This is a genomic window from Aquiflexum lacus, assembly GCF_015476655.1.
In the GTDB taxonomy this organism is placed as follows: domain Bacteria; phylum Bacteroidota; class Bacteroidia; order Cytophagales; family Cyclobacteriaceae; genus Aquiflexum; species Aquiflexum lacus.
This window is the reverse complement of record NZ_JABFHF010000015.1, coordinates 90,238-104,962: the sequence shown is the minus strand read 5'-3', so window position 1 is coordinate 104,962 and position 14,725 is coordinate 90,238. Positions and strand designations below refer to the sequence as shown.

Sequence of the window (14,725 nt, the reverse complement as noted above, 5' to 3'; positions counted from 1 at the left end):
TGCTATTGATGTGATGTTCCAAGTTGAGCCTTAGCAGCCTGAAGATGTTCTTCACTTTGGGTTTTAATAGCAAAAAATGCATAGTGCAAAGGAGATGCGGCACTTCTCTCTATGGCCTGTTCAAATAGATGGTTCCAGACTCTTCCTCCGAGTTTTTCATACTCAGTGATCAATTCTTTGAGGCTTTCTTCACCGAATACTGCCACATGCCCAGAAAAATCCATGGAAGGATCTCCCACCTGACCCTCCGACCAATCAATGATTCCTGTGATGTCTCCTTCGGTCGCGGATAAAATATGACCAGCATATAAATCACCATGAATAAATGTGGTGAATTCAGGCCATAGCCTGTCATTGTCAAGCCACTTTCTCCAGCGCCTTTCTAATTCAGGCCCTATACCCACATCCTTTTTTACCAAGTCTACCCGATCCAAAATCTCTTGTCTTACCATTTCAGGGGTAAGAGATTTGATCCCAAGGGATTTGGCTTTTTGTACCGGAATATGATGTAATTCTACCAGTACTTTTGCCAAAGAAGGTACAAATCGGGCACTTTTTTGATCCATATTCCAGGTCACCTCATAGGTGTGTGCATCATAGGTTAGGACGGGTTTGTCTTCCAACAAAGGATAAGAAATCAACTCCTGATTGGCTATTTGCCAGTCAGGTACAGCTACAGAAAGGTGTTGTTTAGCAAGAGACAGTATTTTTCCTTCTTTTTCTATTTGATCACCCAAATCCTTTCTTCTCGGAATTCTAAGCACCCAAGGCTTCCCATCCATAGTAGTCACAAAACAAACCTTAAAGTCAATCCCCATTTCATTGAAAGTCATTTCATCTTTCAATTGGAGACCATTTCGTTCGGCGAGTTTTAGAATATCTTGTGGGGTCATGCGAATTCCGAAGGGTTTTTAGGGAATTAAGCCATTAATTTTAAGTTATTTAAATTCATATATCACAAATTGGTTCCGATGGTTATTCCGATGATTAATTTAATTAAAAATCAGGTGGTCTATTTTTTTTTTACAAATTAAACAAAATGGAATAGGAGGAAAATCAAAATGGAAAATGATTAATGGGATAATACAAAAAGTAGCCAAAACCCACTATCACAAATTTAAGGCAATTACCAGAGCTCAAATCACTTCACCATCTCCTGTTTTCCATCTAGTTCATAAGGTTGGATAAGTACTTCTACTGGTAAACCCAGCAATTCTGTAAGATTCCAGCCATATCCCTCACCTCCAAGCACTAACCCAATCTACCTTCTACCCTCTAAAACCTGCCTAGCCGGCAGGCAGGTCTACCTTTACCCTTCCCCAAAATCAATCCATAGCTGCTTCCCAAAATGTATCCGCTCCTCCTCCACATTGAGGTTAGAAATACCAATACCGAAAAGGCGGACGGGGGATTTCAGTTCTTCTTGGGCTAACAGCTCCATTACCGTTTCCCAGATTTTTTGTTCCTCGGGATATTGCTCGAAGGTTTTGCTTCGGGTTTGGACCGTGAAATCATGGTATTTGATCTTGAGGGTGACTGTCCTTCCCTTCACACCACTGCGGCTGATACGCCGTTTCAGTTCCTCAAAAATGTCTTCCAAGGCATAAATCCATTGTTCTTCTTTGCCCAGATCGGTCTCAAAAGTGTTCTCTGCGCTGAGGGATTTTCTCAGTCTGTTGGGTTGCACTTCACTGAGATGAATGCCTCGGACAATATTGAAAAAGTGCAGGCCGGACTTCCCAAATCGTTTGGTCAGAAATTGTAAGGAATACTGTTTAAGGTCAAAACCATTATGAATGCCCAATTCCTTCATTTTTTCGGCAGTCACTTTACCAATACCAAAAAACTTTTCTATGGGCAATTTCTCCAAAAATGCCTCCGCATCTTTGGGCAAGATGACCGCTTGCCCGTTGGGCTTGTTGATATCGGAGGCAGTCTTCGCCAGAAACTTATTATAAGAAATGCCAGCCGAGGCACTCAGCCCGACTTCGTCTTTGATTCGCTTCCTGATTTCCATGGCAATCAAGGTGGCTGAGGGATTATTGACCTTATTTTCGGTCACATCCAAAAATGCCTCATCGAGGGAAAGGGGTTCCACCAATTCTGTATAGTCGTGAAAAATCTCCCTGATCTGATTGGATATTTCTTTGTACCGGTCAAATCTTGGCCTGACAAAAATCAATTGGGGACACTTCAGTGCTGCCATTTTACCCGACATCGCAGATCGCACTCCAAACTTTCTCGCCTCATAGGAAGCGGCTGCCACCACTCCCCTTTCCTGATTCCCTCCCACTGCCAAGGGTTTGCCACGGAGTTCAGGATTATCCATTTGCTCTACGGAAGCATAAAATGCGTCCATATCCACATGAATGATTTTCCTGGTTTTTTCCTCCATTACATTTTCTTTCCTTCAATTCCCTTGCAATACCTCAACAATGGCAGAGGCTTTTAACAAACACTCTTCGTATTCATAGGCGGCATCGGCATCATAGGTGATGGCCGAACCCACTGCAAAATAGCCTTTCCCTGAATCTTTATCGAAAACAATGCTCCTGATAATCACACATAAATCAAAATCCCCATCTGCGTCAAAATATCCCAAGGTACCGGAAAACCAACCCCTTTTAAAATCCTCGTATTGATCGATCAACTCCATACATTTGATTTTTGGGGCTCCTGTCATACTTCCCATTGGGAAAGTGGCATGGATGACTTCCATCAGGCTTTTCTTTTCAGAAATGGTAGAAACCACCGTTGATATCATCTGATGTACCCTGGTAAAAGGGTATACTCCGAAAAGTTCTTCAACTTTTACTGAACCTGTTTGTGAAATCCTACTGAGATCGTTGCGCATCAGGTCTACAATCATGAGATTTTCTGCCCGTTCCTTTTCGGAGTTCAATAGTTTTTCTTTGAGCAGGCTGTCTTCCAATTCATTTTTACCCCGTTTAATTGTCCCCTTTATGGGTTGTGCAATCAGCTTATCTCCTGTTTTTTTGAGAAAACGCTCCGGTGAGGCACAAATTAGATAGTTGGATTCAGCTTTGAAAAATGCTGAAAAGGGCATGGGAGATTTTTTCCTCAGATCAAAAAATCCCTGAACGGGATTCCATCCATTTCCTCCAAATTCAAAACCCATACAATAATTCAATTCGTACATGTCCCCTTCGACAATGTTATTTTGTATGGCCTTTACATTTTCCAAATAGGTATTTCGGCTGGTAAGTGCTGAGATTTCCAATGAAGGGTTTTTGATAGGGTTTTGATTAAAAGAAATTATTTCATCAAAAATTCGCTGGGCATCGGGATGATGAATTTTAACCTGATCAACAAGTATTTCTATTTTCACCTCAGGAATAAAGAAAATTGATTCAGGACAATCCAATGGCGATCGATTATTGCTTTGGAGTTTTTCAACTTTGTTTTTGTAATCATAAGATAGTATGGCAGCCATTTCTTTTTCACCTAACCATTGGTTTGCAACTTCTAGGTCAAAAGCCTGTTGAGCTGCCAATAAAATCCTTTGAAAACCACCATAGGGGTACTTTATATCATTATGGTCAAAAATACTAACATAGGGATAATGCAAATCCGCCCAATAAAGTAATTGCTGGACAAATTGATTTTTCGATGACAAATGAAACTCCTTCATGATAGACATATCCCAAAATTAACTTTTAGACACAAAAAAAAGGGAAATCTTTCGACTTCCCCTTTAGAAACAAACATTAATCTTTGATTAGTTGGCTTTGATGTCAAATCCAATACTAACAGTGTTGTAAATAAACTGATCTTTTGCCTTGTCAACGGCACCACTCTCGTCATTATATGACAAGCCCCAGTCAGTTCTATCAATATTGAAACCAGCTTTGGCAGCTACAGTTCCATCTGCTATTGATACATGTGCTGGGAATTTGATATTTTTGGTCGTACCTCTCATGGTCAGGTTACCTGAAACCCAATGAGTAGGATTTTCTGGAGCTACTTCTGAATCGCTTTTTGGCGTATTTTCAGTTTCAAATTCTTCTTTATCTTCAATCGTACCTGCTGAATAAGTCTCAACGCTTGTCAATTCAAATACTGCTTCAGGATGATTGGCTGTGTCAAAAAAGTCATCTGATTGCAAGTGGCCCCAGAGTTTAGGATAATTTTCATTTGACTCCTCCATATCCTGGATTTTCAAACCTGTAATATCAAAAACAAATCTTGCACCTTTCAACTCATCACCATCAATGGTAATTTCGCCGTCAGTTAATGGAATGAAACCATAATGCTGCCCTGTTGGCTTGTAACCTCTCCAATCAATTTTGCTCGTAGATTGATCAATCGACAAGGTCGAACCCGATGCCTCAGCTACATCTTGAGCCTCACCCGTTTCTACTGTGTCTCCTGGTTTATTGCAAGAAGCCATGACCAATGCCGCAGCAAATAATAAACCTGTATTTTTAATTAAATTCATAATGTTGTGTTGTTTGTTTAGTTTCACAAATTGTGTGTATATACATCAAAACTATTTAAGCTTAAAAAAGTTCATTTTAATCTAAAAAAAAATACTTTTGAATTGAGACCTTTCATTGACACACTATAACCAATTGGAAATTAATGGCTTTAATTAAGAATGTAAGGGGTTTTTCCCCTGAATTTGGAGAAAATTGTTGGCTGGCAGATAATGCTACCGTAATCGGTGATGTTGTCATGGGCAAAAACTGCACAGTTTGGTTCAATGCAGTGGTAAGGGGTGACGTCCATCAGATACGTATTGGAGATAATAGCAATATTCAGGATGGAGCAGTAATCCATGGAACTTACCAAAAATCAGGAACTTATATTGGCAATAAAGTATCCATAGCCCACAATGCTGTTGTTCATGGCTGCACTATTCATGACAATGTATTGATAGGTATGGGGGCCATTGTGATGGACAATGCAGTCATACATTCCGGTGCGGTGATCGCAGCAGGCGCCATCGTATTGGCAGGGACAATTGTTGAGGCTAACAGTATTTATGCCGGCATGCCAGCAAAAAAAATCAAGGATACTGGACCAGAAATGCTGGAAGTTATTGAAAGAACTGCCAAAAACTATCCTATGTATGCTAAATGGTATGGTTGAAACGATAATACAATAACTTCTCTCACAGATGGCTCATATTTGAGCAGATATCTGTTTTTTCTATCTGAAAAAATCTGTGTGATCAGGAAGAAATTTAAATTTTTGAAATAACATTGAAAGTGGTTTTTATTTACTCAACAATTTAATTCCCAAAAAGTATATTTTGAAAAGACTTCAATTTCTGCAAAAAGGAGATACTTCAAGTACCTATTGAACAAGCAACGGAATTTTATATATATAAAGGAAAATTTTGGATATTTAATTTTAGCTACTATCGAAATGAATCAAGCCAGATTATTATGGAATAAATAAAATTCTTTGTTGATTTTTTTTTGCGAATCAATAAAAGCCAACTATTTTTATTCAGATTAGAAAATTGATTTTATGAAAGAAGAATATTTCAAATGGTACTCTCCTCATCTTCACCGGGATGTGGAGATGTTGGTTTTTGGACACGCAGGTTATCCGGTTATTTTATTTCCTACCTCAATGGGCTCCTTTCATGAAAACAGGGATATGGGTCTTATCGGTTCAGCAAGTTGGTTTATAGAACAAGGATTGGTACAGGTGTATTGTCCAGAAAGCAATGATAAAAATAGCTTTTACAATAAACACGTTCATGCACATCAAAGGATACAAAACCATGTCGCTTATGACAAAATGATATTACATGAAATTGTTGAAAAAGTTCGGTTAAATACTGGAGTTGGAAAAGTTGTGGTAGCCGGATGCAGTTTTGGTGGTTTCCATGCTGCTAATTTTGCTTTTAGGCATCCCGGGTATGTCAGTCACATGTATTCCTTATCGGGCGCCTTTGAAATCCGCAATTTTATGGATGGCTATAATCATCAGGATATATTCTATAATTCTCCACTCGAGTTTTTGCCCGGTCTTCATGATGGAGAGCTTTGGAAAATGGATATTGTTTTGGGCACCTCCAATTGGGACATCTGTTTTGATGCCAACATCAAATTGAGTGACACATTGGAAGGGAAAAGGACCCGTCATTGGCTTGATGTGAGAAAAGACCGTCATCATGATTGGCCTCTTTGGAAAGAAATGTTTCCCCATTATTTATCAAGAATTAAATTTACATAATTTATAATACCAACCGTTTATGAAAAAGATAGGAATTCTATTTGGCATGGAAGACACTTTTCCCCATGCATTTGTCGAAAGGGTCAATGAAAAAAAAGAGAAAGGCATCATCGCCGAACCGGTGTTGATAGACAAAGTTGTACAGAACCGTTTGACGGATTATGCTGTCATTATTGATAGAATTTCTCAGGATGTACCCTTCTATAGGGCATATCTAAAAAACGCGGCTTTAACCGGTACCGCTGTTATCAACAATCCTTTTTGGTGGAGTGCTGATGACAAGTTTTTCAATAACTGTCTAGCAGATCAGTTGGGTGTCCCACTACCCAATACAGTGATTTTACCATCTGCAGAACATCCTACAGATACCACAGGAAAATCATTCAGAAACCTTAAAATGCCTCTGGACTGGCAGGCAATATTCGATTACATCGGATTTCCTGCTTACATGAAACCTTATGCAGGCGGCGGATGGAAGAATGTCTATCGGCTGGAAAATAAAGAGGAGTTTTATGCCAAGCACAAGGAAACAGGGCAGTTGGTCATGCTGCTTCAGGAAGAGATCAAATTTACGGATTACTTTAGGGTGTATTGTTTAGGTGGAAAAGCCGTGCGCATCATGCAGTATGAACCCAGGAATCCCCATCATCTCCGTTATGTCATTGACGGACCTCCTGCTTCCAAAAAACTACTTGCCCTCGTCAAGGATTATACCTTGAAGCTCTGCCATGGTTTGGGTTATGATTTCAATACTGTAGAATTTGCGGTGAGAGATGGTGTGCCTTATGCCATAGATTTTGGAAATCCTGCACCTGATGCTGATGTCAATTCAGTGGGTCAGGCCAATTTTGATTGGGTGGTAGAAGAATCGGCCAAAATGGCCATAGCTTATGCCAAAGCCCAAAAACCGGGTCAGGTCAACCTCACTTGGGGAACATTCATGAAGGATGCAGTCAACTCAGCAAAAAGATTTTAAGCTATGAAAAAGTTACCCGTTTTTACTTTGGGGGTTGAAGAGGAATACCAGATCATTGACCCCAATACCAGAGAGCTCCGGTCCCATATGTCCAAAATTGTGGATGGTGCCAAAATCATTTTAAAAGAACAGGTCAAGGCAGAGATGCACCAATCTGTAGTCGAAGTGGGTACCAATATCTGCCAGAACATCTCTGATGCCAGAAAGGAAGTTTCATTTCTAAGAAAGAAAATTGTAGACCTTGCAGCAGAACAAAATCTGATTGTCGGAGCTTCCGGTACGCATCCATTCTCCAAATGGCAGGATCAGCCCATTACCGATGATCCCAGGTATGATATGATCGTCAAAGAACTACAGGACACGGCAAGGTCAAATTTGATTTTCGGATTACATGTACATGTGGGAATCGAGAACCGTGAAACCGCCCTGCACATCATGAATCAGGCCTGTTATTTCCTGCCTCATATTTATGCGCTTTCCACCAATTCCCCATTCTGGGAAGGAAGGGAGACAGGATTTAAAGCCTATCGAGCCCATATTTTTGCCAAATTCCCTAGAACAGGATTACCTGAGTACTTTGATTCTGTTCAGGCATATGATAATTTTCTGGAAACATTGGTCAAAACCAACTGTATCGACAATCCTAAAAAAATCTGGTGGGATCTTAGAATGCATCCCTTTTTCAGTACCATTGAATTTAGGATTTGCGACATGTGCCTTACGGTGGATGAAACCATTTGTATCACCGCTCTCATTCAGGCTGTGGTCGCAAAATTATATAAAATGTGCATGATGAATACCAGCTTCAACATTTACCGGATTGCACTCATTAGAGAAAATAAGTTTAGAGCAGCAAGGTATGGCACTGAAGGCCTGATGATTGATTTTGGGCAAAAGAAAGAAGTGGAATACAAAGCCTTGATGCTCGAGTTATTGGAATTTATTGATGATGTGGTTGATGAATTGGGCAGCAGGGAGGAAATAAATTATATTCACAAGATTCTGGCAGATGGTACAGGGGCAGACCGGCAACTTAAAGTCTTTGAAGAATCAGATCATGATCTCGTTAAAGTAGTTGATTTCATTACAGGCGAATTCTCTAAAGGTCTTTGATCAAGAACCAATTATTGATTAGGTTTCTAAAAAAAGAATCTCTTCTCTTTGATCTCTGCCTGTAAACCATACTGTTTCGAAAAACAAAAATTGCACTTTCTTTATTGTTCATTGAACATTTTCGTTTGGAAACTTTAAATTGCGTCGGCTTAATCAATTAAATCATGCAGGAGAAAATAAAGGTGGCAATTTTGGATATGTATAATGGCATTACCAATCAGGGTATGCGTTGTATCCATGATATTGTGGGAAGATTCAGAGATGAACTTTCCATCGAAGTATTTGATGTCAGACAAAAAAACGAGGTTCCGAATTTAGAAGAATTCAATCTCTATATCTCCTCAGGTGGTCCGGGAAATCCTGTTGAGGGAGATGGTATTTGGGATAAAAGTTATTATGGTGTCATTGACGGCATATACAACTGGAACCTGACCAATGATCGTAAAAAATATATACTGTTTATTTGTCATTCCTATCAGATGGCCGTTCAGCATTTTGGATTGGCAAAGGTGACTAAAAGAAAATCAACCTCTTTTGGTGTAATGAACATTCATAAAACCGAGGCTGGAATGGTAGATCCATTATTTGAAAATCTGGACAATCCTTTTTGGGCCATTGATTCACGTGATTATCAGGTAGTGCAGCCGAACCAAAAGAAATTCCGGGAGATGGGAGCAAAAATAATTGCCTTGGAAAAAATCCGAAATTATGTAGAGTATGAAAGGGCTCTCATGGGAATCCGTTTTACCTCTGAGATGGTCGGGACACAATTTCATCCCGAAGCTGACCCCGTGGGTTTTTTACAACATCTCAAAAAAGCTGAAGTAAGGGATCAAATCATCGATTTGAGGGGTAAAACAAGATACTTAGCCATGCTGGAGCATGTTGTGGAAGAACACACAATTTATAAAACCAATGCCACCCTTATTCCTAATTTTCTGGAACGATCCATACAAAAAATCAAAGAACAGGAAACCATCTTACATTAATCATTCATGATATGATTCAGAATTACAGAAACCTCTTCAATGGAAATTTTTCTGATGAAAAATACCAATCCTTTCTGATTGACCTGGCATCAGATTTTGGAGGTCTGCCAACTTTCCGTGTAGCTGAATCACCATTTTTTATTCCCAATGAACTCAAAGAACAATTGCTGGAAGGTTCCCAACAGATTGTTGATTTTATCAAAAGGGAGGATTTCAACCAACTCACTCAAAGATCCCTGAACATCAATTTCAATGTCCCCAATCAGGATTCCCATACACAATTTCTGGCCATTGATTTTGGAATCTGCGAGGAAAACGGAAAAATAATCCCCAAACTGATTGAAGTCCAAGGATTTCCCTCAGTATTCAATTTCCAGTACAATTTGTTTGAAAAGATAAAAAACGCCTATCCATACTTATCTGAATTGACTCCTTACTTTGGAGGCTTGGATGAGACCGGCTATCTGAACAAATTTAAAGAGACAGTATTGAATGGACATCAACCGGAAAACGTGGTTTTGCTGGAAATAGAACCTGAGAAACAAAATACAAAGGTTGATTTTTATTATTGTAAAAAGGATTTGGGAATACCCTTTGTCTGTGTAACGGAAGTCATCAAAAAGGGGAAGCAGCTTTTTTACAAAAACGATGAAGGTCAAGAAATCCAAATCAAAAGAATTTACAATAGGGTGATATTTGATGAATTGGATGCCCGAAAAGACCTGAAAATGGAATTTTCCTTTTTGGAAGAACTTGATGTGGAATGGGCAGGTCATCCCAATTGGTTTTACAGGATAAGCAAATTTATACTTCCCTATTTGGAGGGACCCTATTTCATTGAAACCACCCTTTTGAGTGACCTGAAAGAAATCCCAGAAGATTTGGAAAATTATGTATTGAAACCACTGTTTTCATTTTCAGGAAGCGGAGTTATTTATCATGTCAAAAAATCAGATGTAGAAGCAGTCACTGAAAAGGACCTCTTTATACTTCAGAAAAAAGTCCATTACCTACCCGTACTAAAAGCAATAGAAGGAGAAGTTAAAGTGGAAGTCAGGATGTTGGTAGTTTGGCCAGAAAAGGACGAAAATCCGACCATCATAGGCAACCTTGTCAGGTTAAGCCGCGGCGAAATGATCGGTGTCAAGTTCAATAAGGACCGTAACTGGGTCGGAGGGACTATTGGGTTGATGGAAAAAGAGTGATCCTATTCTGTCTCATAAATTACCCACTCATTTTATCAAGTATAGTGAGTTTTCAAAAAAAATTTCTTTTCATTCTCCCACTCCCAACAAGTCTTTCAAAGGCACTACAGAATATCCATTATCTTCCAGCCAATGCAGTAACTCGGGTAGCATTTCGTAAAATTTATCTTTTCTTTTTTCACCTACCCCAACATGCATCAACAACAAAAAGCCATTAAGTCCTGTAGATGAATTAGCTTCATACTCTTGAATACTTTTAAAAATAGCTCTTGAAGAAACATAATTACCCATGGATGGGTCAGTGTAATCTGCATGGCTTCGTGTTCCGCTGGAAAAATTGATCAATTGTAATCCTAAACTCTTTGACCAATGGCTGATGCTATCATTGTACCATTCATAGGGCGGTAGAAAGTAAGGTGCATCCTCAAAACTTATCCCAAATCGCTTCATTTCCTTATAATTTGCTTTTAGATCATTAAAAAATTCCTCTTTACTTACTAAAAGCTTATCCCTGTCTTCCCAAGTACAATACAAAAGATGTTTGTCCGAATGGGCTCCTAGGTAATGTCCTTCTTTTTTCATTCTGATCAATAAAGTCTCAAAATCAGGGTTCCTATAAAAATCTCCTGTTAAAAAAAATGAACCTTTGGCATCAAACTGATTTAGCGTATTCAAAATATCTTCACCACCTTCCGCAAATTCATGTCCTGTAAAAATCAAACTTATATTCTTTTCATTGGAATCACCACGAACAATTGCCCCATAGTGATAGTTTCCTTGGCCAATAAGATTCGTGGAAGCAATGCATTGCATTAGAATCACTAAAGTAATATGATAATAAGTGGCATTAAATTTCTGCATACATATCAAACAAATATTTGCTGGAATATAAAGTGTAATTAAAATAAATAACCGAAATATTAAACTGCACATATAAAAAAACTTTCATTTTCGATTCTTTTTAATAGTTTCATGACTTCAAATTTATATTCAAAAATATTTCTCGCTTTATCCTAAAAAGCAATGATTATAGGGATTTTAAAAGAACCCACAACCGAGGCCCGGGTAGCATTGTTACCTGAAGCTGTAAAAACTTTGATCAGCTGGAAAGTTTCGGTTTGGGTAGAAAACAATGCTGGGGCTAGTGCCTATGCCTCAGATGAACTTTACAAAGAGGCCGGTGCAGAAATTCACCAAAGAGCAGAGATTTTGCAACAATCCGACATGATTCTGGGTATTCAGCCCATTGCTCAGGAGGAGATATCAAAAATGAAACCTGCAGGAGTCCTAATGGGACAACTTAATGCATTGTTCAATCCGGAGCTCACCAATTATCTGGTTCAGGAAAAACGAACGGCATTCAGTATGGAACTGGTTCCAAGAACCACCCGTGCCCAAGCGATGGATGTACTTTCTTCCATGGCGACTGTGTCGGGATATAAGGCTGTTCTGATGGCTGCTGATCTGCTTCCAAGGTTTTTTCCAATGTTTATGACAGCGGCCGGTAGTATCACTCCTTCCCGGGTATTGATCCTTGGTGCAGGAGTCGCAGGACTTCAGGCCATTGCTACTGCCAAAAGATTAGGGGCTGCGGTTTTTGCATTTGATGTTAGGCAGGCTGCCAAGGAGGAAGTCCTTTCAATTGGAGCCAAATTCGTGGATGTGGAAGGTGCTACTGAAGACAAAGGTGCCGGAGGATATGCAGTAGAACAATCTGCAGAATACCTTCAAAAACAAAAGGATACCATCCATGAACACGCCATGAAGGCTGATGTAATCATCACCACAGCGCAGATTCCTGGTAGGAAAGCTCCTCAATTGGTGGAAGAAAGGACCGTAAGGGCTATGAAGCCTGGGTCGGTCATCATCGACTTGGCAGCATCCTCAGGTGGAAATTGTGCGCTATCACAACCTGACCAAACTGTAGAGGTCAATGGCGTCAGGATTGTAGGTGTTGGAAATCTCGCCGCCAATATGCCACAGGATGCCAGCAAGATGTATGGGAAAAATTACCTGAACTTTTTAAAACTGATCATAAAAGATGGCAGCTTAAACCTGAATTTTGAAGATGACATTGTAGCAGGTACTTGTGTGTGCCATGATGGAAATCCTGTCAATTCTAGAATCGTTCAAATGCTAAACACTTAATCATGGAATTATTATTGGAATACCTAGGCAATAACATGGAGATGATATATTTCCTTGTTTTGGCCATTTTGTTGGGGGTGGAAGTAATTTCCAATGTCCCCGCCATATTGCATACCCCGCTGATGTCAGGAGCTAATGCCATACATGGTGTGGTAGTGGTCGGGGCGATCATTGTCATGTTACAAGCTTCTCCTGATAATTATTTGGCACTGTCGGTAGGATTTTTGGCTGTCGTGGTCGGGATGCTCAATGTAATTGGCGGCTTTGTGGTCACAGACCGGATGCTGGAAATGTTTAAGAAAAAACCCAAGAAATCATGATAAGTCTGAATATTCTGGAGATCACCTATCTGATTGCTTCTCTCACATTTATAGTGGGATTGAAGATGCTCAGCCACCCTGATAGCGCGAGGAAAGGAAACCTAATCGCCGCTGCCGGTATGCTGATTGCTATTGTAGCCACACTGACTTTGTACCAGGAATTTGATTCAGGTAAAGGTCTGAATTATGGTTTGATATTTTTGGGACTTGCTGTGGGTACAGGTATCGGCACAGTTATGGCCAAAAAGGTGCAGATGACTTCCATGCCTCAAATGGTATCCTTCTTCAATGGAATGGGAGGCGCATGCGCTGCATTGATCGCCATCATAGAATTCCAACACCATCAGCATGCTACTGTAACAGGATTTGACGGGGAACTGTTGGTGATGCTTTTGGGACTTCTGATCGGTTCAGTTTCTTTTGCAGGCTCCATGATTGCTTATGGAAAGTTGGAGGGGAAAATCAAGGACAAAGTTCTTCCTATGAATCAGGCGATCAATATGTTTTTATTGGCAGTGATCATTATCCTGATAGGAATCCAAATGTTCAATGGGTCTGATCCATTGTTATTCTACGCATTACTTGGCATCGCGCTTATTTATGGAATTCTTTTTGTAATGCCGATAGGTGGTGCAGATATGCCGGTTGTGATTTCCTTGCTTAATTCCTTTACCGGAATGGCCGCTGCATTTGGCGGATTCCTTTATGGCAACAAAGCCATGTTGACAGGTGGGATTTTGGTAGGTTCAGCGGGCACTATCCTGACCATATTGATGTGCAAGGCAATGAACAGATCCTTGACCAATGTGCTATTGGGCGCTTTTGGAGTTGGTTCTCCGGGAGCAGCCAAAACAGGCAGCAGCGACCAAACTGTCCGCGAAATCACCATTTCAGACACAGCAGTATTGCTTTCATATTCTCAAAGTGTAGTGATTGTACCGGGTTATGGATTAGCTGTCGCTCAAGCTCAGCACGTGTGCCACGAGCTGGAAAAACTACTGGAAGAAAAGGGTGTCGAAGTCAGTTACGCCATTCACCCTGTTGCCGGTAGAATGCCGGGCCATATGAATGTACTTTTGGCAGAAGCCGATGTGCCTTATGAGAGATTACAGGAAATGGAAGAAATCAACCCTAGATTGGCCAATACAGACGTAGTGGTTGTCATAGGCGCCAATGATGTGGTCAACCCTGCTGCAAAAAATGATCCCACCTCTCCTATTTACGGTATGCCGATTTTGGATGTGGATTTGGCCAAAAATGTGATCATTCTCAAAAGAGGTATGGCTTCAGGTTACGCAGGAATTGAAAACGAACTTTTCTTCTATCCCAAAACCAGAATGCTCTTTGGAGATGCCAAGGACTCCTTGCAGAAATTGACAGCAGAGGTGAAGGAAGTCTAGGGAAGGATGAAGGAGAAAGGATGAGGGATAGGGGATTGTACCAAGTACTATGTACAAAGTACAAAGAAGGGGGTTAAAATTTGGAATAAGGTTATGTGCTTCTGAACTAGCTTTGGGGGATTCTTTCCTAAATAAAAATCTGTTTTTAAATGAACCCCTTGTTCAGAAAGACAAATAGATGAAGCTGTAATTCAATAACCTGAAATTTTATAAATCATAGGCGTGGGATACAACCCATGCCTTTATTTTTTATTGGTTTTAACAGGTGTATTGAGACTAAATAAAGGTATTTATACCATTTCTATGATGTATTGAGACAGCGTTGTTTTAAATGGCTTCATTTTTGGCATTGAAAAAGAAAAAA

The 14,725-nt window shown here is 40.0% G+C and carries 14 protein-coding genes; 9 read left to right on the top strand and 5 right to left on the bottom strand.

What is annotated here, in order from left to right; translation table 11 throughout:
• Positions 1-2: 2 nt before the first annotated feature.
• From HMJ38_RS14565 to HMJ38_RS14550, 4 genes are all read right to left on the bottom strand, one after another.
• Positions 3-893, bottom strand: coding sequence for a macrolide 2'-phosphotransferase (locus tag HMJ38_RS14565; protein ID WP_194975141.1), 891 nt, complete (start codon positions 891-893; stop codon positions 3-5).
• 416 nt (positions 894-1,309) lie between these two features.
• Positions 1,310-2,395, bottom strand: coding sequence for a DNA polymerase IV (gene dinB, locus HMJ38_RS14560; protein ID WP_194975140.1), 1,086 nt, complete (start codon positions 2,393-2,395; stop codon positions 1,310-1,312).
• 15 nt (positions 2,396-2,410) lie between these two features.
• Positions 2,411-3,661 (bottom strand): anthranilate synthase component I family protein, encoded by a 1,251-nt coding sequence (locus tag HMJ38_RS14555; RefSeq protein ID WP_228780067.1) that lies wholly within the window; start codon positions 3,659-3,661, stop codon positions 2,411-2,413.
• A gap of 78 nt (positions 3,662-3,739) precedes the next feature.
• On the bottom strand, positions 3,740-4,459 hold the full coding sequence (locus HMJ38_RS14550; protein WP_194975139.1) for a YceI family protein: 720 nt from the start codon (positions 4,457-4,459) through the stop codon (positions 3,740-3,742).
• A gap of 143 nt (positions 4,460-4,602) precedes the next feature.
• On the opposite strand from HMJ38_RS14550, the gene HMJ38_RS14545 reads away from it, so the two are divergent.
• From HMJ38_RS14545 to HMJ38_RS14520, 6 genes are all read left to right on the top strand, one after another.
• Positions 4,603-5,112 carry a gamma carbonic anhydrase family protein gene (locus tag HMJ38_RS14545; protein WP_194975138.1) on the top strand — a complete coding sequence of 170 codons (510 nt, stop codon included), beginning with the start codon at positions 4,603-4,605 and terminating at the stop codon, positions 5,110-5,112.
• 384 nt (positions 5,113-5,496) lie between these two features.
• Positions 5,497-6,210 (top strand): alpha/beta fold hydrolase, encoded by a 714-nt coding sequence (locus HMJ38_RS14540; RefSeq protein WP_194975137.1) that lies wholly within the window; start codon positions 5,497-5,499, stop codon positions 6,208-6,210.
• 19 nt (positions 6,211-6,229) lie between these two features.
• Positions 6,230-7,186, top strand: a complete 957-nt coding sequence (locus HMJ38_RS14535) for an ATP-grasp domain-containing protein (protein WP_194975136.1) — start codon at positions 6,230-6,232, stop codon at positions 7,184-7,186.
• Positions 7,187-7,189: 3 nt separating this feature from the next.
• Complete coding sequence (locus HMJ38_RS14530) at positions 7,190-8,299, top strand: carboxylate-amine ligase (protein WP_194975135.1); 1,110 nt, start codon at positions 7,190-7,192, stop codon at positions 8,297-8,299.
• A 164-nt stretch (positions 8,300-8,463) separates the two neighbouring features.
• Positions 8,464-9,288, top strand: coding sequence for a type 1 glutamine amidotransferase (locus HMJ38_RS14525; protein WP_194975134.1), 825 nt, complete (start codon positions 8,464-8,466; stop codon positions 9,286-9,288).
• Positions 9,289-9,299: 11 nt separating this feature from the next.
• Positions 9,300-10,493: a hypothetical protein gene (locus HMJ38_RS14520; protein WP_194975133.1), complete on the top strand. Its 1,194-nt coding sequence runs from the start codon at positions 9,300-9,302 to the stop codon at positions 10,491-10,493.
• A gap of 69 nt (positions 10,494-10,562) precedes the next feature.
• Here the strand turns inward: HMJ38_RS14520 and HMJ38_RS14515 are convergent, their stop codons facing one another.
• Positions 10,563-11,354, bottom strand: coding sequence for a polysaccharide deacetylase family protein (locus HMJ38_RS14515; RefSeq protein WP_228780066.1), 792 nt, complete (start codon positions 11,352-11,354; stop codon positions 10,563-10,565).
• Positions 11,355-11,516: 162 nt separating this feature from the next.
• Between HMJ38_RS14515 and HMJ38_RS14510 the strand changes: the two genes are divergently transcribed.
• Genes HMJ38_RS14510 through HMJ38_RS14500 form a run of 3 tightly spaced genes read left to right on the top strand, consistent with a single transcriptional unit; the run spans position 11,517 to position 14,361 of the window.
• On the top strand, positions 11,517-12,641 hold the full coding sequence (locus tag HMJ38_RS14510) for a Re/Si-specific NAD(P)(+) transhydrogenase subunit alpha (protein WP_194975132.1): 1,125 nt from the start codon (positions 11,517-11,519) through the stop codon (positions 12,639-12,641).
• A 2-nt stretch (positions 12,642-12,643) separates the two neighbouring features.
• Positions 12,644-12,961 carry an NAD(P) transhydrogenase subunit alpha gene (locus HMJ38_RS14505; RefSeq protein WP_194975131.1) on the top strand — a complete coding sequence of 106 codons (318 nt, stop codon included), beginning with the start codon at positions 12,644-12,646 and terminating at the stop codon, positions 12,959-12,961.
• On the top strand, positions 12,961-14,361 hold the full coding sequence (locus tag HMJ38_RS14500; protein WP_194975170.1) for an NAD(P)(+) transhydrogenase (Re/Si-specific) subunit beta: 1,401 nt from the start codon (positions 12,961-12,963) through the stop codon (positions 14,359-14,361). The genes HMJ38_RS14505 and HMJ38_RS14500 overlap by 1 nt, the downstream gene beginning before the upstream one ends.
• Positions 14,362-14,725: the final 364 nt, after the last annotated feature.